Genomic DNA, 23,364 nt, shown 5'->3' with positions numbered 1-23,364 from the left:
CCCGAAGCAAATAAGGCGCGTCAGTAAAAAAGGTTCAGTTGCAAAAAATATGCTGTCCGATCGTCTTGTACTGCGGTCTCGACCAGATCCACTTCGAGGTCGCCGTCTTCGGGTTGAAATAATACAGGCAGCCGTCCGTCGGATCCCAGCCGGATAACGCGTCTTTGACGGCTTTGGCCGCTGTCTCGTTCGGCGTCAGATAGATCTGGCCGTCAGCCACCGCGGTGAAGGCGCCCGGCTGGAAGATGACGCCCGATACCGTGTTGGGAAACTCCGAGGCGCGCACGCGGTTCAAGATGACCGCCGCCACGGCGACCTGCCCTTCGTACGGTTCGCCGCGCGATTCGCCGTAAACGGCGTTGGCCATCAGCTTCAGATCGTTGGCCGATAAGCCCATATCGTTCGACGCAGGCAGGTTGGCCTCGTTCGAAGCGCCATTGCCTGCGTTCGCGTTCTGATTCGGCTCGGCCTCCTTGCCCAGGTCAGCCGCGGTCGGCTTCCAATCCTTCGTCGCTTCCCATAGCTTCAGCTTCGTTTTGCCGCCTACGACGCCGTCCGCCTTCATGCCGAACTTCCACTGGAACCACTTGACGGAATTCAGCGTGGTCGACCCGAAGTTCCCATCCACTTTTCCGCTGTAATAGCCTAAGTATTTAAGTCTTCCCTGCAGCTCGTACACGTCCTTGCCCGATGCGCCGCTCTTGATGACGGCACTGCTGAACGCCTCGCGCGCCGCCTGCGGTTTGTCGAGACGGTTCAGCGTATACAGCCCGAAGAGGCAGCAGACGAGGCACACGGTCAAAATTACTAAACGATAGCGCATCTTCATTCACGCCTTCCTCTCATTTGTCGTGATTCGTGCGCGCCGGCCCCGATGGGCCGCGGGCATGCTTGAGGTTAGTATGAGGAAGGTCATGGATGGCTATTCATGGCCAAAAAAAACGCCCTCCCGACGCGTCAGGAGGAGCGCTGTTGAAATTGTTCGAGCGTGACGAGCACTTCTCTGGGCTTGCTGCCCTCGTACGGACCGACCACGCCTCTCGCCTCCATCGAGTCGATCAGGCGCGCCGCCCGCGTATATCCGATGCGCATGCGGCGCTGCAGCAGCGAGACCGATGCCTGCTTGGCCTCGAGCACGATGCCGACCGCCTGATCGAACAGCTCGTCGAGCTGCTCGTTTACCGCCGCGTCGTCCGATTCCTCGATCTCAGGGACGAGCTCCTCGTTGTACTCCGCTTCGGCTTGGCCGCGGGAATAAGCGACGACGGACTCGACCTCGTTGTCCGACAGGAACGCGCCTTGCACGCGAATCGGCTTGGAGGCGCCCATCGGCAAAAACAGCATGTCTCCCCGGCCAAGCAGCTTTTCCGCTCCGACCATGTCGAGGATCGTGCGGGAGTCCACTTGCGAAGATACGCCGAACGCGATCCGGCTCGGGATATTCGCCTTGATGACGCCCGTGATGACGTCGACGGAAGGGCGCTGGGTCGCGATGATCAGATGAATGCCGGCCGCCCGCGCCATCTGCGCGAGGCGGCAAATCGCGTCTTCGACGTCGCCCGCCGCCACCATCATCAGGTCGGCGAGCTCGTCCACGATGACGACGATATACGGCAGCACGCCGTCGGGATTGTCGCCGCTCAGCATCAGATTGTTGTAGCCTTCGATATTTCTCGTGCCGGACTTGGAAAATTTCTCGTAGCGCTTTTCCATCTCGACGACGATCTTCTTCAGCGCGAGCGATGCGCGCCTCGGATCCGTCACGACCGGCGCGAGCAGATGCGGAATGCCGTTGTAGACGTTAAGCTCGACCATCTTGGGGTCGATCATAAGAAACTTCACTTCGTCGGGCTTCGCCTTGTACAACAGGCTGGTAATGATCCCGTTGATGCACACCGACTTCCCTGAACCGGTCGCGCCTGCGACGAGCATATGGGGCATGCGGGCGAGGTTGCCGACGATCGGCTGACCGGAGATGTCTCTGCCGAAGGCGATCGTCAGCTTGCTCTGCGCCTCCTGGAAGGTCGGCGTCTCAAGCACTTCGCGCAGCGTCACGACGCTGACCTCGTTGTTCGGCACCTCGATGCCGATGGCCGACTTGCCGGGGATCGGCGCTTCCATTCGGATATCCTTCGCGGCTAACGCCAAGGCAATATCGTCCGTCAGGCTGACGATTCGGCTGACCTTCACGCCGACGTCGGGCTGCAGCTCGTAGCGCGTGACCGCAGGGCCTCTGGCCACGTCGAGCACCTTCGCGCGTACGCCGAAACTCTCGAGCGTCGCCTCTAGCTTGCGAGCCACTTCCCGCCCGCCGTCGCCTGCGCCGCCTTTGCCTCCGCCCTGGGGCTTGCCGAGCAGATGGATCGGCGGCATCCGGTACACCCGCTTGGGCTTGACCGGCGCCGGGGCGGCCGTCGCTGAAGCATCGTCCGCGGCGGCGCCGGCCGCTCCTGGCGCGGCAGCCTGCGCAGGAACGGCTTCGCCGTCCGGCATGTCCGGCGCTTCCCCTGCGACGTGCTGCGCATCGGCGCCGGCCGGATCGTCCAGCTCCAGCTCGGACTGGGTCCAGGCCGCCTCGTCCGCTTCTTCGAAAGAAGGCACTTGATCGGCGAAATCGTGGAATCGCGGACCCGGATCCGGCTGCGCGGACGCCGGTTGCCAGGCGTCTTCGGGTTCTATGTATGGCGCTTGAACGACCGGTTCTTCGACCGGAACGAATGCCGGCTCCGTTTCCTTTTTCTTGCTCTTGCCGCGTCCCTCGGGCCGAGCCCCGATGTTGACAGCGGGCGAAGACGGATAAAGCGCCGGTTCGCCGTCCATATCGTCCGGTTCAGCCGACTCCGGACCTACCGGCTTGCCGTGAAAAAGCTGAAAGAAATACGGCTTCTTCGCGTCGGCGCTCCTCGTAACCGGCTCCTCCTGAAAATCGTCGTCGCCGATCGTAGCCATCGCCGCAGCGACCTGGCCTTTTTTCGGCTTGGACTTAACCGGCACCGCCTTGGCGTTTGCGAGCTTGCGGCCGCCGGACAGGCGCTGCGCCAGCAATGGCAGGAGGCGCTTGCCGAAGGTGCGGATGCCCTTCATCATGTCTACGTAGGAACGATTCGTCAGCAGCATGAAGGCGATCACGAACTCGACGATCAAGACGAATTTCGCGCCGTAATAGCCGAACAGCCAATAAAAAATCGAATACTGCATCGCCCCGAGCAGCCCGCCGCCGATATCTTTTCCGGTAATCCGGGCTTCGTTTTCGATCGGCGCGTTCCACAACTGCTCGTAAAGCTGGTGCGTCGTCTGGCTGAAGATCGCCGAGGGGCGAATCGCTTCGAGCGGGCCGAGCCTCGAATCGACGAAGCTCATGGAGCTCAGCAGCGTCAAGCCGCAGCAGACCATGACGAAGCCGCTCCGGCGAATCGTCCAGCCGCGCGGCCATGCCCTGCGGATCATCACGTGCAGTCCGAGCCAGATGCCCGCGATCGGCAGCAAAAAATAAAACTTGCCCAGCAAATATCCGAACAGCTTGGAAAGCGAACGTCCGCCCGCCGCTTCGCCGTACATCGCGATGACGGATATCGTAATCAGCAGAATGCCGTAAATCTCGTATTTGAGGCTTGCGCCCAGCGTTTCTTTTTTTCGTTTGCGCTTGGCCAACTCCGCCACCTCCGGTCACCCATTATACCATAGTTTACCGAAGCGTAGCATGAGCCGAACATCGGCCGTCAGGCGGTCTAAAGTCCCCGTTCCCCGTCGTCGATCGACGGCGTTCCCGGTGCCGCGTTCGACGGAGCCGCGCCGAAGTAAATGAGCTTGCCCGGCTCGAATGCCGGCAGCAGGTATGCGTTAAGCGGCGCGGCAACGAGACGCACGAGCTTCCCCACGCCTGGGGCGACCGGCGTCAGGAGCATGCGCAGCGCGCCGTATTCCACCTCGATCATCGGCTCCTGTCCGTCGCTCCACCCCTCGAGCACCAGCTCCAGCGGCATCGGCGTATACAGCGTCATTGGACTTCGCCTCCTTGCGGCGCGGCAAACGCCAGCTTGCGCTCCGCGATCCGCCGGTTAAGCTCGCGCAGCGCCTCGCCGATTCCCCCGATCGCGTCGATCAAGCCGAACGACACCGCGTCCGGACCGACGACCGTCGTGCCGATATCGCGGGCGAGCTCGCCGGTTTTGAACATCAGTTCCTTGAACTTCGCTTCCCCTACTTTGCTGTGCCTCGTGACGAAGCGAACGACTCGCTCCTGCATCTTGTCCAAATATTCGAACGTCTGCGGAACCCCGATGACGAGACCGTTCATCCGGATCGGGTGAATCGTCATCGTTGCGCTCTCCGCGATCAACGTATAATCGGCCGCGACGGCGATCGGCACCCCGATCGAATGGCCGCCGCCCAATACGACCGCCACCTTCGGCTTCGACAGCGACGAGATCATCTCCGCGATCGCGAGACCGGCCTCGACGTCGCCCCCGACCGTGTTCAATACGATCAGCAAGCCTTCGACCTTCGGGCTTTGCTCGGCGGCAACCAGCTGCGGGATGACATGTTCGTATTTGGTGGTCTTGTTCTGCGGAGGCAGCATCATATGGCCTTCGACTTGACCGATAATGGTGAGGCAAAACACGTTCGACTCCGCCTGCGGCACGCTCGCCGTGCCGAGCTGGACGATATTATCCGCGGCGACCGAGCCTTTGCGGGCTTCGTCGGGCGTCGCGGGCTGCTCCGATACGCGAGGCGTTTCGTTGTTCGTCAAGTTGCCACTTCCTTCCCGAATCCTCCGTCGCCGTCAAGCTGCGCGGGCGCAGGCGACGGCGGTCCGACATAGTATGAACGCTAAGACGCACATTATGCGATTCGCGGCTTCCAGCCGGTCGCCTCTTACGCCCGACTTGCGCGGTTCATAAAATCCGATTCATGCCAAAAAGGCCGCCTGCCCGGACTTGTCCGGGGAAGCGGCCTTCGGTTTGAGTGTGAGGGTTGCTTGCGTTTTGTTTTATACTTCCATGATGATCGGCAGGATCATCGGTCTTCTTCTCGTTTGCTCGTACAGGAAGCGCCCGAGCGCATCCTTGACGTTGGTCTTCAGCGAAGCCCATTCGTTGACGTTGTCGCTCATCAGCTTGTGCAGCGTACCCGTCACGATCCGGTTGGCCTCTTCGAGCAAGCCTTCGGATTCGCGCACGTAGACGAAGCCGCGAGAAATGATGTCCGGTCCCGACAGAATCGTGCCGTCCTGCTTGGACAGCGTCACGACCACGACCAGAATGCCGTCTTGCGAAAGCAGCTTGCGGTCGCGGAGTACGATGTTGCCGACGTCCCCTACGCCCAGTCCGTCGATCAGAACGTTGCCCGAAGGGATCTTGCCTGCCTTGCGCGCGGTACCGTTCTGGAATTCGACGACGTCGCCGATGTCGCACAGGAAGATATTCTCCCGCTCGATGCCGACCGACTCGCCGAGAAGGGCATGATGGCGCAGCATCCGGTATTCGCCGTGAATCGGAATAAAGTACTGCGGACGGATCAGGTTGAGCATGAGCTTCAGCTCTTCCTGGCTGCCGTGACCGGAAACGTGTACGCCGGATACGGAGCCGGGCCCGTAAATGACGTGCGCGCCCAATCGCATGAGCTCGTCGACCGTACGGCCGACATATTTCTCGTTGCCGGGAATCGGCGTCGCCGAAATAATGACCGTATCGCCGGCAAGGATGTCTACCTTCCGGTGCGTCGAGCGCGCCATCCGCGACAACGCGGACATCGGCTCGCCCTGACTGCCCGTCGACAGAATCACGACGCGATCGGCAGGCAGCTTGTTCACTTCTTCGGGCTCGATGATCATGCCCTCGGGAACGTCCAGATATCCCATCTCCGAAGCGATCGTCACGACGTTCACCATGCTGCGGCCTACGACGGCCATCTTGCGGCGGGTCTCTGCGGCTGCGTTGATGACCTGCTGAACCCGATGGACGTTCGAAGCGAACGTGGCCACGACGACGCGCTGCTTCGCCCGGCGGAAGATCTCCTCGAATTCCTTGCCGATATTGCTCTCCGACGGCGTGAATCCGGGACGCTCCGCGTTGGTGCTGTCCGACAGCAGCGCGAGTACGCCGCGCTTGCCGATCTCGGCCATCCGCTGCAGGTCCGCGTATTGATCGTTGACCGGCGTATGGTCGAACTTGAAGTCGCCCGTGTGCACGACGACGCCTTCAGGCGTCTCGAGGCAAACGCCGACCGAGTCCGGGATACTGTGGTTCGTGCGGAAGAAGGTCGCTTTGATCGAGCCCATCTGCACTTCCGAGTCCGCGGTGATCAGGATTCGCTTCGTATCGCCAAGCAATCCCGCTTCCTTCAGCTTGTTTTCGATCAGTCCGGTCGTCAGACGCGTGGCGTAGATCGGCACGTTCAACTGCTTCAATACGTAAGGAAGGCCGCCGATGTGATCCTCGTGACCGTGCGTGACGAGGATGCCGCGAACCTTCTCGCGGTTTTCCAGCAGGTGAGTAATGTCCGGAATGACGACGTCGATGCCGAGCATCTCTTCTTCCGGGAATTTAAGGCCCGCGTCGACGACGACGATATCGTTCCCGTATTGAACGACATACATATTTTTCCCGATCTCGCCGACGCCGCCAAGCGCGTAAATCAATAATTTGTCTGTGCTGTTTTTCTTGGACAAGTCTAGTACCTCCTACGATAATTCGACGATCCCGATCTATGGAATTGTCAAGTTGCAAATTTTGGCCGCACCCATTCACTCCACCCCATTATACATGATGCCAAACCACTCGTACAAGTCAGGCTAACGAATACGGCCGAATACGATTAATTTCTCCATTTAACGCAAAACCGATGCCGTGGGCATCGGTCGCTCGAATCATGTATGGTATAAGACCCATCGATCGACTAACGTTCAGTTGAACAAAGCCGCGACAAAGTCCTTTTCTTCAGGAGTAGCGGGAGCGAGAGGCAGCCTCACGCCGCCGACGTCGAGCCCTTTGACGGCGAGGGCATGCTTGACGGCGACAGGATTCGGCACGGGATGCGGGCATTGAAACAAGCCTTTGAAAACCGGATAAAGCTTGGCGTTAAGTTGCGCCGCCTCCGCGAGTCGTCCTTCGAGGAAGCTATCGATCATTTGCTTCATCTCCGCGCCGACGACATGGCTGGCCACGCTGATGATGCCATAGCCGCCGACGGCAACCGTCGGGAGCGTAATGCCGTCATCGCCGCTGTAAACGAGGAAGCCTTCCGGCGCGCCTGCGACAAGCTCGGTGATTTGCTCGACGGATGCGCATTCCTTGGTCGCCACCACGTTCGGAAGCTGCGCGAGTCTAAGCGTCGTAGCCGTAGTCAAACTCACGACGGTGCGTCCCGGCACATTGTACAAAATAACCGGAAGCTTCGTCGATTCGGCGATGGCCTTGAAGTGCAGGTACAGGCCCTCTTGATTCGGCTTATTGTAATAAGGAGCGACGAGCAGCAAAGCGTCGACGCCCGCTTCTTCGGCAAGCTTGCTTAGATGAATGGAATGCGCCGTGTCGTTGCTCCCCGTACCGGCGATGATCTTGGCGCGTCCGGCGGCGCGGCGCACCGAGAAGCGGAACAGCTCCAGCTTTTCATCTTCGGTCAACGTCGGCGACTCGCCAGTCGTGCCGGACACGACCAGACTATCCGACTTTTGAACCTCGATCAGCTCGTCGATCAGCCGACCGGTCGCTTCCCAATCAATTTGCAATTGCTCGTTAAAAGGCGTCACCATCGCTGTAATCAGGCGGCCGAAATCCATACCCGTATCCTCCTTCGTCTATAAGCCGATCCCTATCGTCAAATACGTTCTAGCTCTCATGATACCGCATGCAGGGCAAAAGCGGAATGGAGCGCGGTCAGCGCGGCCGCCATATCCTCCTCCTGCACGAGCACCCAGATCGTCGTGTTCGAGTCCGCGGACTGCAAGATCGGGATCTGCCGCTCGGCAAGCGCCTCCACGATCTTCGCCATGACGCCCGGCTCTCCGTTCATGCCGCCGCCGATGACCGACACCTTCGCGCAACCGTTGCGAACCCGCGGCTCGAAGCCCATCTCCGCGAGCAGCTTCACCGCGAGCGGCGCATCGAAGTCCGTCACCGTATAGAGAACGCCTGCAGGCATGACGTTAATGAAGTCGACGCTGATGCCGTTCGTCGCCATCGCCCTGAACACCTCGAGCTGCGGATTCAAGGAGGCGCCTCCCGCCGATACGGCGATTTGCGTGACGCCTTTGACATGCGCAAGCCCCGTCACCGTCCGATCGCTCCAGCCGATGTGGCCTTCGGCCGCGTTGGCATGCGTGACGAGCGTCCCCTCTCCGTCGGAAAAGGTAGAGCGGACGCGGACAGGGATGCCCGCCCTCATCGCGATCTCGACGGCTCTCGGATGAATGACCTTCGCCCCGTTGTGGGCCATGTTGCAAATCTCGTCGTAGCTAACGACGGCGAGTTGACGGGCTTCGGATACGACGCGCGGATCGGCGGTCAAAATGCCGTCGACGTCCGTATAGATATCGACCACGTTCGCTTGAAGCGCGGCGCCGAGCGCTGTAGCCGACGTATCGCTGCCGCCGCGTCCTAGCGTAGTGATCTCCCCGTCAGCCGTGGCCCCCTGAAATCCGGTCACGATGACGATCTTGCCTTGCGCAAGACTTGCGAGGATGCGCTCGGTTTTCACCTCGACGATGCGCGCGGCGCCGAACTTGTCGTCCGTGACGATTCCCGCTTGAGCGCCCGTAAAGACGACGCTCGGCAGGTCATGCGCGCCGAGCAGACTGCATAAAGTAGCTGCGGAGATTAACTCTCCGCAGCTCATCAGCAAGTCCTTCTCCCGTTCGGCCAGTCCGGCGCCGTTTGAGCCGATCCACTCGAGCAGGGTGTCCGTCGCGTAAGGCTCTCCCCGACGCCCCATCGCGGAAACGACGACGACCAAACCGGCGCCAGCCTCGTATTCGCGCCGAATATGACGGAGGACGTGCGCCCGAGCGTTAGCGTCGGACAGCGACGTCCCTCCGAACTTTTGAACCGTAACCATCGATGCATCCTTCCTCGCCTTAAAAATGTCGGAACCGCGGTGTCTTGGCAGCCGCCCTGGAGCGGGAGGGAATGAGACCGCATCCGTCAGACCAGCCCTCCCCGGCTTCGGGAAGGGCTGGGGCTGTCGATTTAGGCGCGTGAAGCTGCGATGTGTTCGGCGATCTGAACCGCGTTCCAGGCGGCACCCTTGAGCAGATTGTCGGAAACGATCCACAGATTGAGCGCGCGCGGGTTGGATAGGTCGCGCCGGACGCGTCCGACGAAGACCTCGTTCTTGCCCGCCGCGTCGGTCGCGAGCGGATATAGTTGACTGTCCGGATCGTCCTGCAGGACGATGCCCGGAGCGCCTGCGAGCAGTGTCTTGACTTCGCCGACGTCGAAATCTTGCTTAAGCTCGACGTAGACCGATTCGGAGTGGCCGTATACGACCGGAATCCGGACGCAAGTCGCGGTAACTTCGAGCGTCTCGTCGTCCATGATCTTTTTCGTTTCCCGGATCATTTTCATTTCTTCGAGCGTGAAGCCGTTGTCCTGGAACTTGTCGATCTGCGGAATCGCGTTGAATGCGATCTGATGCTTGACCGGCAGCGAACCTACCGGCAGGATGTCCGGCTTCGGATCGCCTCCGGCAAGCACTTCCTTGGACTGACGGAGCATCTCGTCGATCGCGCGCGCTCCGGCGCCGGACACGGCTTGGTAGGTCGATACGATGATGCGGGAAATGCCGTACCTGTCGTACAACGGCTTAAGCGCGGCGACCATCTGGATCGTCGAACAGTTCGGGTTCGCGATGATGCCCTTGTGCTCCGCGACCTTGCCGATGTTGACCTCGGGCACGACGAGCGGCGTCGTCGGGTCCATCCGGTAAGCGTTCGTATTGTCGATGCATACGGCCCCATGCTCTACCGCATGAGGAATAAGCGCCTTGGATACGTCGCCGCCCGCGCTGAACAGCGCGATCTCGACGCCCTTGAAGCTGTCTGGCGTCGCTTCTTCAACCGTATAGATCTGGCCTTTGAATTCGATCTTCGTTCCGGCGGAGCGCGCCGAAGACAGAAGCTTCAGTTCCTTGATGGGGAAGTTGCGCGCTGCGAGCTGCTTCAAGATTTGTTCCCCAACGGCGCCGGTGGCTCCCACGACGGCGACGTTAAACAACGTAGGCGTAGACATGATGATGACTCTCCCCTCTAATCAAGCGAAAATCTCTATATGGATAAGATCAAGCGTATAAAAACCGTTCGATAATCATCGGCTGCAGCTGCCTGCCTTGAAGGGCGGCTTCGCACGTATCGATCGCCAAATCCATGCGGGCGACGAGCGAGTTCGGCTTCTGCTGCGGATTGTCCTGCCCGAAAGGCACGAAGAAAATGTTCTTCGCGACGAGCAGCCGGGCGATATTAGCGGCGTTCAATCCGAGGCCGTCGTTCGTGGAGATCGCCAGCACGAGCGGCCTGCCGTTGCGCATCTGTGCCTTGGCGGCCATCAGCACCGGTCCGTCCGTCATCGCGTTGGCGAGTTTGCTCGTCGTGTTGCCCGTGCAGGGAGCGATGATCATGACGTCGAATCGCTTGGATGGACCGAGCGGCTCGGCGTCCACGATCGTACTGATGATCTCGTTGCCCGTCATTCGGGTTAATTCGGAACGCCAATGCGCCGATTCCCCGAAGCGGGTGTCCGTCGTCAGCACGCTTTGGCTGACGACCGGCACGACGTTCGCCCCTGCATCTACGAAGCGCTGGATCTGAGGCATAATCTCCGGCAACGTGCAGTGCGAGCCGGATAACGCATACCCGACCGTGATTCCTTGCCAATTCATGGCGCTTCCCCCTGTTTGTAGTCGTCCAGAATGCTCTGGCACAGACTGTTCGCGATGATGCGTCCTGCCGTCTTGGGGGCGACGATGCCGGGCAATCCGGGTGCCAATAGCGCCTTGATGCCGCGCTTCTCCGCGAACCGGAAATCGGTGCCGCCGGGCTTGGATGCAAGGTCGATAATGACCGCGCGAAGGGGAAGTTTGGAGATCACTTGTGCTGTGACTATCATATTCGGTATCGTATTAAAAATCAAGTCAATATTCCCCGCCAGACGCGCCAAATCAGCGATGTAGAAGGGTTCGAAGCCCATCTCGTACGCCCTCGCGAATGCGTCTTCCCGACGCACGCCCGCCATCACGGACGCCCCCAGACCCTGCAGCGTACGGGCCATCGTCATCCCCGTTCGGCCAAGTCCGAGCACCATGCACCTCGAACCGTGGATCGTAATGTCCGTATGCTGAATCGCCATCATCAATGCGCCTTCCGCCGTCGGAATCGAATTGTAAATGGCCACGTCGTCCCGTTCGAAGAGCTCAACGACCGTCAGCCGGTGTTTCTCGCCGAGCTTGCGCAAATAGCTCCTTGCGAGTCCCGTGTAAACCTTGCACGTTTTCGGCAAAGCGGCCGCGTAATCGTCCGTCAACTTCAATTCTTGATCCGTGAAAATCGCCGAAATCGCACCGTCCTCTTCCGTGCCGGCCACCGGCAGCAGCAGCGCGTCGGCGCTTCTAAGAGCATCCGGCGTCCATTCCGCCTTGGTCACGCCGGAAAAAGGCGTGTCGAGACGCTCGAATCCCATCAGCGTTACCGTCGCATCCAGCTCGGTAAGCCTTCTAATGACCTCGAGCTGCCGCGCGTCGCCTCCGGCGACGATAATATGCACGCCCGTAAGCATGACTTCTCCCTCCTTTGACCTTGGCGCCTAGCGGCTTCCTCAGCGCAGACGGCCCAGGTCGATGCCTCCCGGGCGATGGCGTCGCGGCTCGGGCGGCACGCATCGCGACTTGCATAGCTCATCGTATGCAGGCGCCCCCCGGCGGGTGCGGAGTAAGGCGCTGCCGCGAAGGGCAACAAAAAAGCGCGAAGCGTTTTTCGCCTCGCGCCGAACGAACGATTCGCCGAGCGGCCGGAAGCTCCGGCTCCCGCCGACTGTCCGTTGCCAACAGGCCTCAGCATCGCTTCGCTTCCCCTTCCGCCGCCACGCGCCCGACCTCATTCGCCACATTAGACTGCCGAGTGGCGCTAATGGTTCACAGGCCATAAAAAAACGTCTTGCTGGGCAAGCATGCCCTGCAAGACGTTTACGTTCAAACGCCCGTATGTCCGAAACCGCCAGCGCCGCGTACCGTATCCGGCAGCTCGTCGGTCTCTTCGATCGTAACCTGAGGCACCCGCTGGAACACCATCTGCGCGATGCGCTCGCCGCGCTCGATCGCGAAAGGCTGCTGTCCCAAATTCACGAGCAGCACCTTCACTTCGCCGCGGTAATCCGCATCGATCGTTCCCGGCGAGTTCAGGCAAGTAATGCCGTGCTTGTAGGCGAGACCGCTGCGCGGCCTGATCTGCGCTTCGAGTTCTGCAGGCATCGCCATCGCGAAGCCCGCCGGGATCAAAGCCCGCTCGCCCGGCGCGAGCACGACCGGCTCGGCGACAGCGGCGTGCAGATCGAATCCCGCCGCACATTCGGACATCCGGCGAGGCAGCGGAACGTCTTCATTCCCCGGCAGCCGCTTCAACTGGATTGGATACAACGAATTCCCTCCCTATTCCCGACAACACCTTTTCTTGCGAACCGACAAGCGCCAAAGCAGCCGGCTGACTCATAATACGGTTCATCATGTGCGCGACGTCGTCCATCGTAACGGCATCGATCCGTTCGATCATCTCGTCGAGCGACAGATGGCGTCCGAGCATCAGCTCGTTTTTGCCCAACCGGTTCATGCGGCTGCTCGTGCTCTCGAGGCTCAAGATGAGGTTGCCCTTGAGCTGTTCCTTGCCACGGCTCACTTCGGCTTCGCTCAGACCTTTGGCATGCACTTCGGCGAGCATCTCCATCGTCAGATCGTATACGTCTCGCGTCTGCTTCGGCGCCGTGCCCGCGTAAACGGTGAACAGCCCGCTGTCCGCATTGCTCGTATGGTACGAATAGACCGAATAAGCCAACCCGCGTTTTTCCCGAATCTCCTGGAACAAGCGCGAGCTCATGCCGCCGCCGATCGCATTGTTGAGCAGCGTCATCGCATACATCTTCGGATCGTCGATCGGACAGCCCGGAAAGGTGAGGCACAAATGATTCTGCTCGGTCTTTTTGGCATGGAACAGCGCGTCCGGCCTGAATGCGGGGGCGGACAACGTAGGCGCTTCCGAATGAATCGCAAAGTCGCCGAAGTGTTTTTCGAGCAAATTCAGCACGCTCTCGTCCACGTTGCCCGCGAGGCTGACGACCGTATTTTCGATCGTATACCTGCGCGACATGTATCCTCGCAGATCGTCCGGTCCCATCGCGTGCAGGCGCTCTGCGGTTCCCAGGATCGAGTAGGCCAGCGGGTGATCGCCGAATGCCGCCGTCGAAGCCAGGTCGTGAACCGTGTCGTCCGGCGTATCGTCATACATGGCGATCTCTTCGAGGATCACGTTCTTTTCCTTCGCCAGCTCTTCTTCGGCGAGTTGGGATTCGAAGAACATGTCCGACAAAATATCCACGGCGATCGGCAAATGCTGATCGAGAACCTTGGCGTAGTAGCAGGTGTACTCCTTGGCGGTGAAGGCGTTGACGTTGCCGCCGATCCCGTCGAAGCGGTCGGCGATATCCTTCGCCGAATGGCGGCGCGTGCCCTTGAACAGCATATGCTCGACGAAATGCGAGATTCCGTTGTCCGCCGTCGTCTCGTATCGGGACCCCGTCTTCACCCAAATGCCGAACGCAACCGACCTGCTGGTCGGGATATTCTCGATCATCACGCGCAAGCCGTTCTTCAGCGTGTACTTGTTCAACCGTTCTCCCCCTTGCCATGAATGATAACATGATATCAAAAATCGACATCCCTCACAACCGAAGATGCCCCCAAAGCGCCTCCATGAACAATTAATTACCCAGCGCCGCGGCATCCAACCGCCGTTCGGACAGCACCTCGGATACCGTTCCCGGTACGAGCCCCTTCGCCCTGGACTGACGGATGATTCCCTTCAACGCTTGCTCCGTCGTCGACGTCGGATGCATGAGAATGAGCGTACCCGGACCTACGCCAGCCGCGATCTTCGCAACGACGCCCGCAGCGGGCGGACGCTTCCAGTCGACGGTGTCCAGCGTCCACAGGACGGTGGTCAGCCCGAGGCCGGCGGCGATTCGTACCGTTCTGGCGTCAAAATCGCCGGAGGGCGGCGCGAACAAGCGGTTGTCGATGTCCAGCGTCTTTTTCAGCAGCGATTGCGTCTTGGCGATCTCTTCGAGCTGCTTGGCGTCCGAAATCGTACTCATGTTTTTGTGGGAGTACGCGTGATTGGATACTTCGTGACCGCGCCGTTTGATCTCATCAGCCGCTTCCTTGTTTTTGCTAAGCCAGCTTCCGTCCAGAAAAAACGTCGCTTTCACATGCTCTTCGTCCAGCGTATTTAATATAGAAGATAAATATTCGTTGCCCCATGCGACATTGATCATCAGACCGACCGCAGGCTTCGCCGAATTGCCGCGATAGACCGGCGAAGGCGGCAGATCCCGCAGCGATACTTTGGGCGCGATCTCCTTGTACACCCACGGCACCTTGTCCGGCGCCGCCGATGCGGACTCGGCCGTCCAACCCGCGGCCGCTGCTTTGGCATATGTCGCGTCCACGTCCACCGCCCTGCCGTTATAACCCGGTATTGCCTTCCATACGCGGTCGACGACGGCGTCCCTTGGCGATATCGCGCGCTTTTGCGCTTCCGCCTTCAACCACGCTTTCAGCGGTTCTTCCCCGCTCGCTTGCTCTTCCGCCAGCTGGTCCTTATCGCCGAGGAATCCCGTCTCCGCGTACGTCGCCTCTCCGCTCGCGGACTTGGCGGATTCCACGTAGGCGTGCAACGGACCGTACCGCCCCGCCCCGAGCAATATGACGAGCAGCGCCAGCATGACCGCAGATGGCCAACGCGTTTTGCTCATGGCTGATTCCCAGCTCCCATCCGGGCGCGGATGCGCCCATCGCTTGTCTACATCCTATGCAAATGAGGCGGATAATATGAAACGGGACGGCGAGCGAATAACTCCTGACTGCGGACAGCGATTTATAAGCAAATAAAAAAAGAGACTGAAAAAACCGGTCTCTTTTGCTTGTGATATGCGGTTGGATGAGCTGGCGGCCATTACTGGCCGCTCTGTACCTGCTCGGTCGTAAGCAGCGCCTTGCGGGACAGATTGACGCGACCCATGTTGTCGATCTCGGTGACCTTGACCATGATCTTGTCTCCGATGGCGACTGCGTCTTCGACCTTGGCTACGCGCTCGGTCGACAGCTGGGAGATGTGAACCAGACCATCTTTGCCCGGCAGGATCTCGACGAACGCGCCGAACTTCTCGATGCGCTTAACCGTGCCGAGATACGTCTCGCCGACGATGACTTCGCGGACGATGCCTTCGATGATCGAACGAGCCTTGTCGTTGGCGGCCGCATCCGAGGAAGCGATGTAGACGGTGCCGTCCTGCTCGATATCGATCTTGACGCCGGTCTCCTCGATGATCTTGTTGATGATCTTGCCGCCGGAGCCGATGACATCGCGGATCTTGTCCGGATTGATGTGCATCGTAATGATCTTCGGCGCGTATTTGCTCAGTTCCTTGCGCGGCTCGGTCATGACTTCCATCATCTTGCCGAGGATGAACATGCGGCCTTCCTTCGCTTGCTCGAGCGACTGCGACAGGATGGAACGGTCGATGCCGTCGATCTTGATATCCATCTGAATCGCGGTGACGCCCTTCGCCGTGCCCGCCACCTTGAAGTCCATGTCGCCGAGATGATCTTCCATCCCTTGAATGTCCGTCAGGATCGTGAAGTGGTCCCCGTCCTTGATAAGACCCATCGCGACGCCCGCGACGGGCGCCTTGATCGGCACGCCTGCGTCCATCATCGCCAGCGTGCTGGCGCAAATGCTCGCCTGGGACGTCGAACCGTTGGATTCGAGCACTTCGGAGACAAGACGAATCGTATACGGGAACTCTGCTTCAGACGGGATGACCTTCAGAAGCGCGCGCTCGCCGAGCGCGCCGTGACCGATCTCGCGGCGGCCTGGCGCGCGGAGCGGACGGGCTTCGCCGACCGAAAACGGCGGGAAGTTGTAGTGATGCATGAAGCGCTTGGATTCTTCGAGACCGATGCCGTCGAGAATTTGCACTTCGCCGAGCGGTCCGAGCGTACAGATGCTGAGCGCTTGGGTCTGTCCGCGGGTAAAGAGTCCGGAGCCGTGCGTGCGCGGCAGCAGCGATACGTCGCCGGAGATCGGACGGATCTCTTCCGGCTTGCGGCCGTCGGGGCGTACCTTGTCGTGCGTGATCAGGCGACGCACTTCGTTTTTGACGATGTCGTAGAGCACTTCCTTGACGTCGCCGAGCTTGCCTGGCTCGTCCGCGTAGACTGCCGAGAAATGCTCGACCGTCTCGGCGTTGATCGCGTCGATCGCTTCCTGGCGGGCATGTTTTTCTTCGATGCGGACGGCTTCAACGAGCCTTGCTTGTGCAAACCCATTGACGTCGCTCTCGACGGCGGCGTCCACGGCATGCAGCTTGACCTCCATCTTCGGTTGGCCGGCGACGGCGACGAGCTGATTGATCGTATCTACGATCTTCTTGATCTCGTCGTGGCCGAACATGATCGCTTCGAGCACGTCGGCTTCCGGCACTTCGTCGGCTTCGGCTTCGACCATCATGATCGCGTCCTTCGTGCCTGCCACGACGACGTGCATGTCGCTCTTTTCTTCCTCGGCGACGGTCGGGTTAATGATAAACTTGCCTCCGACGCGGCCTACGATGACGCCGCCGATCGGACCGTCGAAAGGAACGTTGGAAATGGCGAGCGCCGCGGACGTGCCGATCATCGCCGCGATCTCCGGCGGGCAGTCCTGATCCACGCTCATGACGAGGCTGACGATCTGCACGTCGTTGCGGAAGCCCTCGGGGAACAGCGGACGGATCGGGCGGTCGGTCAGGCGGGAAGCCAGGATGGCTTTCTCGCTCGGACGGCCTTCTCGCTTGATGAAGCCTCCCGGAATTTTGCCGACGGCGTACAATTTTTCTTCATAGTTGACGGTGAGCGGGAAAAAATCCAGATCCTTCGGTCCGGAAGAAGCCGTGACCGTGGACAGAACGACCGTATCTCCGTAGCGGACGACAACGGCGCCGTTCGCCTGCTTTGCCAGACGTCCCGTCTCGAGCGATAACGGACGCCCGCCGAGCGACATCTCTACTTGGTGTGCCAGTGCAATCCCTCCTCTAAATTAGACATATGTAAATTCGACATACTCTCTATTATTTCCTGCCGGACGAATCTTAGGCGTCGATAACAACCCCTAAGCTTGAAAAAAGCAACCCGCCGCCCCGGGCCGATGCCCGACTGGCTAAGCAGGTTGCTTGTGTCGCTAAGCGAATTAACGGCGCAGGCCGAGCTTCTCGATCAGCGCGCTGTAACGCTTGACGTCCTTGTTCTTCAGGTATGCCAGCAGCTTGCGACGTTGGCCGACCATCTTAAGCAGGCCGCGGCGCGAGTGGTGGTCCTTCTTGTGGGACCTGAAGTGGGTCGTCAGGTTGTTGATGTTTTCCGTCAGGATCGCGATTTGAACTTCCGGGGATCCGGTGTCCGAAGCGTGCGTCTTGTGCAGCTCGATCAGTTCTTGTTTGCGCTCTTGCGTCAATGCCATCCCAATCACCTCCGTGTTCGATTTGTCTAATCGCCTGTGGCCGAGCTGTCGCCGGTGAGAGCGTCCGGCCAAGCCAAGGTTCTTATGAAGCCGGCACAGCCGACAACGTTCAATAGTATAGCACAATGCCTATGATCATAGCAACAAGTGCCTGAATCCGAGGCGACGGCCTCAGCGCAATCCAAGCGCCCGCAGCTCCTCGCGGGCCTGCTCGGCGTCTCTGCCGATCTGCGACTTGAGCTCGTCGAAGGAAGCGAACTTCGTCTCCGGGCGCAAAAATCGGTGGAACCGCACGGTCAGCGTACGCCCGTACAGATCGCCTTCGAAATCGAACAGATTGGTCTCCAGCCTCGGCGCGCCGCCCGGCGCGTCAAACGTCGGGCGAACGCCGACGTTGATGACGCCGCCCAGCTCGAGCGTCCCTTCGTTCGCGCCGCCGACGGTCACCGCGTAGACGCCATGCCTCGGAATGACGTACGGGACGGCCGGCTGCATGTTCGCCGTCGGAAAGCCGAGCAAGCGGCCGCGCGCGTCGCCGTGGACGATCTCGCCCGAAATCGCGTAAGGGCGCCCGAGCAGCACGGATGCCGCTTCGCAATCGCCGGCCGCCAGACAAGCGCGAATCCGGGTGCTGCTGATCTTCGCATCGCCTTCGAAGACCGGCTCGACGACGCGAACCGAGATCGCGCCTTCGCTGAGTCGCCGGAGCGCCTCCGCATCGCCTTGCCCGCGATGGCCGAACCTGAAATCGAAGCCGACGACGGCGGATCGAACCCCCAGCGGGAGCAGCAGGCGCCGGACGAAACTCTCAGCCGACACTTCCGCAAAGCCGTGATCGAACGCCACGACATAAGCCAACTCGACGCCCAGCTCGGCGAACAAAGCCAGCTTGTCCTCAAGCGGCGTCAGAACGGTATGGTAACCGTCCTTGCCGAGCACGGTTCGCGGATGCGGGCTGAAAGTCAGCACGGCAGGCGCGAAGCCTTGCTCTCTTGCGGACGCCACCGCCTGGCGGATCACCTCGGCGTGCCCTCTGTGCACGCCGTCAAAAAAGCCGATCGCCAGCGCGATACGGTCCCGGCAAGCGCCGGGCGGCAGCCCGCCGTCCGCCGTCAACATCGTATGAGTCAAATCGTAACGTTCCACCTTGCCGTCCTCCCGCATCTTCGAAAGAGCGCGGACCGCCTTCAGGCGGTCCTTTAAGTCACTCTTCCGGATGAAATACTTTGACAGCCTTGAGCCGTCGGCCCGGCATGTCCGACTCGAACAGGCCCAGAAAAGCGCCGTCATCGCGATAGAGGCGCCACAAACCGGCTTGGTCGGGCTCCGGAGCGAGCAGTTCGAACGGAATCGGCTTGCCCTGCCGCGCGTTCGAAGCCGCGGGCGATCCGCCGGTCGCGCGCGGAAACGGAACGAGGCTGTCCGCCGGAACGAGCCGGCTCCCCAGTTCTTCGCTCTCCCGCAAGCGCGCGATCTCCTCGAGCGTCAAGCTGTCGCCTGGCGCGAGCCCCGCGCTTTCCGTCCGCTTAAGAACCGCCATCGCGGCAGGTACGCCAAGCTTGCGGCCGATATCGACGCAAAGCGTGCGGATGTAGGTGCCCTTCGAGCAGCGCACCGAAAACGAAGCCTCGGGCTGCGGCACGCCGGTCTTGATCTCCCCGATCCGGATCTCGTGAATCGTCACCGGGCGCGCCTGGCGTTCGATGGTCACGCCTTCTCTCGCCAGCTCGTATAGCCGCTTGCCGTCGACCTTCAAGGCTGAAACCATCGGCGGCACTTGCATGATGTCGCCGACAAAAGAGAGAATCGTCTCTCTGATCGCGGCTTCCGTCAATCCGCCGGCGTCGCACGTTTCCAGCACCTCGCCGGTCAAATCCTCGGTGTCGGTGGCGATGCCGAACCGGATCGTCGCCTCGTACGTTTTGGGAAGCTCCTGCAAATACTCCACCATTCGCGTCGCCCTGCCGATGCAAATCGGCAGCACGCCGGTCACTGCCGGGTCCAACGTCCCGGTATGGCCGATCCGCTTGACGCCGAGAATGCGCCGGGCTTTGGCCACGACGTCGTGAGACGTCCAGCCCGCGGGCTTCCATACCGCCAGCACGCCTTCATAGTTATGCGTTTTGGCTTGCGTCATGCGAATCCAACGCCTTTCCTACGGCTGCCGTCAATTGACCGATCGCATCCTCGAGCGGCGCGGTCACTTTGCAGCCAGCCGCGCGCACATGACCGCCGCCGTCGAACTGCTGAGAGACGGCAGCGACGTCGACCTTCCCCGTTGAACGAAGGCTGACCTTGACCGAAGTTTCCGCGTTTTGCTTGAATAGGATGCCGACTTCGACGCCCTCGACGTTGCGAGGAAAGTTCACGATGCCTTCCAGGTCTTCGTTTTTGGCGCCGGTCTCCGTCATATCCTCGGGCGTCACCCAGAGCCAGGCGATGCGCTTGTCTTCGCTGAAGGTCAGACGGGACAGCGCCCGTTGAAGGACGAGCATCTGCTGCAGCGTCATCCGCTCCAGCAACAGTTCGGCCAACATCGGGCCGTCCACGCCCAGATCGATCAGGCGCGAAGCGATCGAGAGCACGTTCGGCGTTGTATTGCTGTATCGGAATCCACCGGTATCGGTTAGCATGCCTGTATAAATGGCAGTCGCTGCGTCCTTATCCAGGGCAATGCCCGTCCGCTCGATCAATTCGTACAAGATCTCGGCCGTCGCGGCGGCATCCGAACGCAGCACGTTAACGAGGCCGAAGCCGTTGTTGGTCGGATGATGATCGATGTTCAGCATCTCGAAGTTCTCGTCGAACCGCTCCGTCGCATTGCCGACGCGGCTAAAATCCGCGCAATCGACTGCAATGACATGACGATAGGCGCGCCCGGCTTCGCCGGACGCGTTCGTCTGGATCTGGTCGCTCCCGATCAAGTAATGCAGGCGTTCGGGAACGGGGCCTTCATTGTACATGGCGTAGCTTTTGCCCAACTTGCCCAGCAGCCAGGCGACCGTCACCGTAGAGCTGATGGCGTCGCCGTCGGGCTGAACGTGCGAGACGACGAGAAAGTCGTCCCGCTTCCGGATAAAGTCGACCGCGGCGTCGAGCTGCGCTGTCCAGGCGTTCATGAAGGCTGATTTCCTTTGTTGATGTCCGCCAGAAGCGCTTCGATCCTGCTGCCGTACGCGATCGAGCTGTCGAACCGAAATTCGATCTCGGGCGTATGCCGCAGGCGCATGCGGTTGCCGAGTTCAGAACGCAGGAACCCTTTGGCCTTGGCCAACGCATGAAGCGTCGCTTCTTTCTGTTCGTCGCTGCCCAATATGCTTAGATACACGCGAGCCTGGGACAGATCTCCCGTCACGTCGACGCCAGTCACCGTGATAAAGCCGATGCGCGGATCCTTCAGCTCGGTCTGGATCAGCGAGCTGATCTCTTTCTTGATCTGTTCGCCGACACGGCCGACGCGGAATTTAGCCACTGTCCATCCCCTCTTCCCTGCTTCATGCGCGGATTAACGCTCGACGGACTCCATGATGAACGCTTCGAGAACGTCGCCGATCTGAAGATCGTTGAACTTGTCGAGCGTAATGCCGCATTCATAGCCTTCCGAAACTTCCTTCGCGTCATCCTTGAACCGCTTGAGGGAATCGATCTTGCCTTCGAAGGCGACGACGCCTCCGCGCACGAGGCGCACTTCGGCATTGCGGGCGACCTTGCCGTCCGTGACCATGCAGCCGGCGATCGTGCCGACCTTGCTGACCTTGAACGTCTCGCGGACCTCGGCGTGGCCGATGACCTTCTCCTTGAACACCGGATCGAGCATGCCCTTCATCGCCTGTTCGATCTCCTCGATCACCTTGTAGATGATGCGGTGGAGACGCAGGTCGACCTTTTCCTGCTCCGCCGCCTGCGCCGCGCGCGGCTCCGGACGGACGTTGAAGCCGATGACGATCGCGGCCGACGCGAGCGCCAGCGACACGTCCGACTCGGTGATCGCGCCGACGCCGCTGTGGATCGTCTTGACGCGCACGCCTTCGACTTCGATCTTCTCGAGGGAGCCCTTGAGCGCTTCGAGCGAGCCTTGAACGTCCGCCTTCAGGATGACGTTCAGATCCTTGATCTCGCCTTCCTTGATCTTGCTGAACAGATCCTCGAGCGTGACCTTCTGGTTGGAACGCATCGATTCCTGACGCGTCTTGATCGACCGCTTGTCGGCGATCTCTCGCGCTTTGCGCTCGTCCTCGAACACCATGAACGGATCGCCCGCTTGCGGCACTTCCGTCAAGCCGGTGATCTCGACCGGCGTCGAAGGTCCGGCTTCCTTAACCCGGCGTCCGCGGTCGTTGGTCATCGCGCGGATCCGGCCGAAGCAGTCGCCCGCGACGAAGGCGTCGCCGACCTTAAGCGTGCCGTTCTGAACGAGGATACGGGCGATCGGCCCCTTGCCCTTGTCGAGCTCGGCTTCGATGACCGTGCCGCGCGCACGCTTGTCGGGATTGGCCTTGTAGTCGTTCACTTCGGACACGAGCAGGATCATCTCGAGCAAGCCGTCGAGGTTCAGGCGCTGCTTGGCGGACAGTTCGACGAAGATCGTGTCGCCGCCCCAAGCTTCTTGAACGAGACCGTATTCGGTCAGCTCCTGCTTCACCTTGTCCGGGTTCGCGCCCGGCTTGTCGATCTTGTTGACCGCCACGATGATCGGCACGTTCGCCGCCTTCGCGTGGTTGATCGCTTCGACCGTCTGCGGCATGACGCCGTCGTCGGCCGCGACGACCAGAATCGTAATATCGGTCACCTGGGCGCCGCGCGCACGCATCGTCGTGAACGCTTCGTGACCCGGCGTATCCAGGAACGTAATTTTTTTACCGTGCACTTCGACTTGATAAGCGCCGATGTGCTGGGTGATGCCGCCGGCTTCGCCGCTCGCGACCTGCGTCTCGCGGATCGCGTCAAGCAGCGTCGTCTTGCCGTGGTCGACGTGGCCCATGATCGTGACGACAGCCGGACGCGTGATCAGATCGGCCTCTTCGTCCGTTTCCTCGATCGTCTCGAAGTTGGTGTCTTCGACTGCGATCTTGACCTCTGTCTCGACGCCGAATTCGCCTGCGATGAGCAGGATCGTATCCATGTCGAGATCCTGGTTGATCGTCGCCATGACGCCCATCATGAACAGCTTCTTGATGACCTCGGAAGCGTCTTTATGGAGCAGCTTCGCCATATCGCCGACAGTCATCTCGCCGCGGATAATGATTTTCTTCGGCGTGTTGTCGATCTTCTCGCGCGGAGGCATGTTGCTGCGGCCTCTGGCGTTCTTACCGCCCTTGCCCTTGCGGGGACCGCCTCGCCCGGATTCTTCAAAGCGCCGGTTGAAATCGTTGTCCTTGCGCTTGGCACCGCCAGCGCCGTTGCGATTGAAGTCGCCGCCGCGATTGTCCCCGCCGCGGTTGTCGCTGCGCTGTCCGCCCGGACGGCTGCCGAAGCCGCCGCCTTGGCCGCCGCGTCCTGCCGCTGCCGCCGGAGCCGGTGCCGGACCTCTGCCCGCGCCGCCGCCGAAACCGCCGCCGCCCGCAGGACGGTTGCCTTGGTAACCGCCGCCGCCTTGGCCGCCCGCAGGACGG

At 60.6% G+C, this 23,364-nt stretch carries 20 protein-coding genes; all 20 read right to left on the bottom strand.

All coding sequences use genetic code 11. The features are described from left to right. Positions 1 to 34: 34 nt before the first annotated feature. Entirely contained in the window at positions 35 to 823 is a 789-nt protein-coding gene (sleB, locus tag BM235_RS18835) for a spore cortex-lytic enzyme (protein ID WP_090116058.1), read from the bottom strand. Positions 824 to 957: 134 nt separating this feature from the next. Continuing rightward, positions 958 to 3,651: a DNA translocase FtsK gene (locus BM235_RS18830; protein WP_090115777.1), complete on the bottom strand. Its 2,694-nt coding sequence runs from the start codon at positions 3,649 to 3,651 to the stop codon at positions 958 to 960. A gap of 77 nt (positions 3,652 to 3,728) precedes the next feature. Beyond that, on the bottom strand, positions 3,729 to 4,001 hold the full coding sequence (locus tag BM235_RS18825; RefSeq protein ID WP_090115776.1) for a YlzJ-like family protein: 273 nt from the start codon (positions 3,999 to 4,001) through the stop codon (positions 3,729 to 3,731). Beyond that, on the bottom strand, positions 3,998 to 4,750 hold the full coding sequence (locus BM235_RS18820; RefSeq protein ID WP_090115775.1) for a ClpP family protease: 753 nt from the start codon (positions 4,748 to 4,750) through the stop codon (positions 3,998 to 4,000). The genes BM235_RS18825 and BM235_RS18820 overlap by 4 nt, the downstream gene beginning before the upstream one ends. Before the next feature lie 240 nt (positions 4,751 to 4,990). Continuing rightward, positions 4,991 to 6,670, bottom strand: coding sequence for a ribonuclease J (locus BM235_RS18815; protein WP_090115774.1), 1,680 nt, complete (start codon positions 6,668 to 6,670; stop codon positions 4,991 to 4,993). A 234-nt stretch (positions 6,671 to 6,904) separates the two neighbouring features. Next, the gene (gene dapA, locus BM235_RS18810) at positions 6,905 to 7,780 is read right to left on the bottom strand and encodes a 4-hydroxy-tetrahydrodipicolinate synthase (protein WP_090115773.1); all 876 of its coding nucleotides are present in this window, start codon (positions 7,778 to 7,780) and stop codon (positions 6,905 to 6,907) included. A gap of 56 nt (positions 7,781 to 7,836) precedes the next feature. Further along, positions 7,837 to 9,054 carry an aspartate kinase gene (dapG, locus tag BM235_RS18805; protein ID WP_090115772.1) on the bottom strand — a complete coding sequence of 406 codons (1,218 nt, stop codon included), beginning with the start codon at positions 9,052 to 9,054 and terminating at the stop codon, positions 7,837 to 7,839. A 131-nt stretch (positions 9,055 to 9,185) separates the two neighbouring features. Continuing rightward, complete coding sequence (locus BM235_RS18800) at positions 9,186 to 10,226, bottom strand: aspartate-semialdehyde dehydrogenase (protein ID WP_090115771.1); 1,041 nt, start codon at positions 10,224 to 10,226, stop codon at positions 9,186 to 9,188. A gap of 49 nt (positions 10,227 to 10,275) precedes the next feature. Continuing rightward, positions 10,276 to 10,872: a dipicolinate synthase subunit B gene (locus BM235_RS18795; RefSeq protein WP_090115770.1), complete on the bottom strand. Its 597-nt coding sequence runs from the start codon at positions 10,870 to 10,872 to the stop codon at positions 10,276 to 10,278. Next, positions 10,869 to 11,765, bottom strand: a complete 897-nt coding sequence (gene dpaA / locus BM235_RS18790) for a dipicolinic acid synthetase subunit A (RefSeq protein ID WP_090115769.1) — start codon at positions 11,763 to 11,765, stop codon at positions 10,869 to 10,871. The genes BM235_RS18795 and dpaA overlap by 4 nt, the downstream gene beginning before the upstream one ends. Before the next feature lie 412 nt (positions 11,766 to 12,177). Beyond that, entirely contained in the window at positions 12,178 to 12,621 is a 444-nt protein-coding gene (gene dut / locus BM235_RS18785; RefSeq protein WP_090116057.1) for a dUTP diphosphatase, read from the bottom strand. Continuing rightward, the gene (locus BM235_RS18780) at positions 12,584 to 13,864 is read right to left on the bottom strand and encodes a M16 family metallopeptidase (RefSeq protein ID WP_090115768.1); all 1,281 of its coding nucleotides are present in this window, start codon (positions 13,862 to 13,864) and stop codon (positions 12,584 to 12,586) included. Before BM235_RS18780 ends, dut begins: the two co-directional genes overlap by 38 nt. Before the next feature lie 91 nt (positions 13,865 to 13,955). Next, positions 13,956 to 15,008 carry a polysaccharide deacetylase family protein gene (locus tag BM235_RS18775; RefSeq protein ID WP_090115767.1) on the bottom strand — a complete coding sequence of 351 codons (1,053 nt, stop codon included), beginning with the start codon at positions 15,006 to 15,008 and terminating at the stop codon, positions 13,956 to 13,958. A 200-nt stretch (positions 15,009 to 15,208) separates the two neighbouring features. Further along, a complete protein-coding gene (pnp, locus tag BM235_RS18770; protein WP_090115766.1) occupies positions 15,209 to 17,314 on the bottom strand; it encodes a polyribonucleotide nucleotidyltransferase in 2,106 nt (701 codons plus the stop codon). A gap of 168 nt (positions 17,315 to 17,482) precedes the next feature. Then, positions 17,483 to 17,752, bottom strand: a complete 270-nt coding sequence (rpsO, locus tag BM235_RS18765) for a 30S ribosomal protein S15 (protein WP_090115765.1) — start codon at positions 17,750 to 17,752, stop codon at positions 17,483 to 17,485. Positions 17,753 to 17,923: 171 nt separating this feature from the next. Then, positions 17,924 to 18,898 (bottom strand): bifunctional riboflavin kinase/FAD synthetase, encoded by a 975-nt coding sequence (locus tag BM235_RS18760; protein ID WP_090116056.1) that lies wholly within the window; start codon positions 18,896 to 18,898, stop codon positions 17,924 to 17,926. Positions 18,899 to 18,956: 58 nt separating this feature from the next. Continuing rightward, entirely contained in the window at positions 18,957 to 19,889 is a 933-nt protein-coding gene (gene truB / locus BM235_RS18755; protein WP_090115764.1) for a tRNA pseudouridine(55) synthase TruB, read from the bottom strand. Further along, positions 19,867 to 20,871: a DHH family phosphoesterase gene (locus tag BM235_RS18750; protein ID WP_090115763.1), complete on the bottom strand. Its 1,005-nt coding sequence runs from the start codon at positions 20,869 to 20,871 to the stop codon at positions 19,867 to 19,869. Before BM235_RS18750 ends, truB begins: the two co-directional genes overlap by 23 nt. Continuing rightward, entirely contained in the window at positions 20,868 to 21,224 is a 357-nt protein-coding gene (gene rbfA, locus BM235_RS18745) for a 30S ribosome-binding factor RbfA (RefSeq protein WP_090115762.1), read from the bottom strand. Before rbfA ends, BM235_RS18750 begins: the two co-directional genes overlap by 4 nt. A gap of 33 nt (positions 21,225 to 21,257) precedes the next feature. Continuing rightward, positions 21,258 to 23,364 (bottom strand): translation initiation factor IF-2 (gene infB / locus BM235_RS18740; RefSeq protein ID WP_143106703.1); only part of this gene is annotated, 2,107 nt, incomplete at its 5' end.

Source organism: Cohnella sp. OV330, assembly GCF_900112065.1.
GTDB lineage: Bacteria > Bacillota > Bacilli > Paenibacillales > Paenibacillaceae > Cohnella.
Note: the sequence above shows the minus strand (reverse complement) of the source record. Positions and strands in the feature narration are given on the sequence as shown.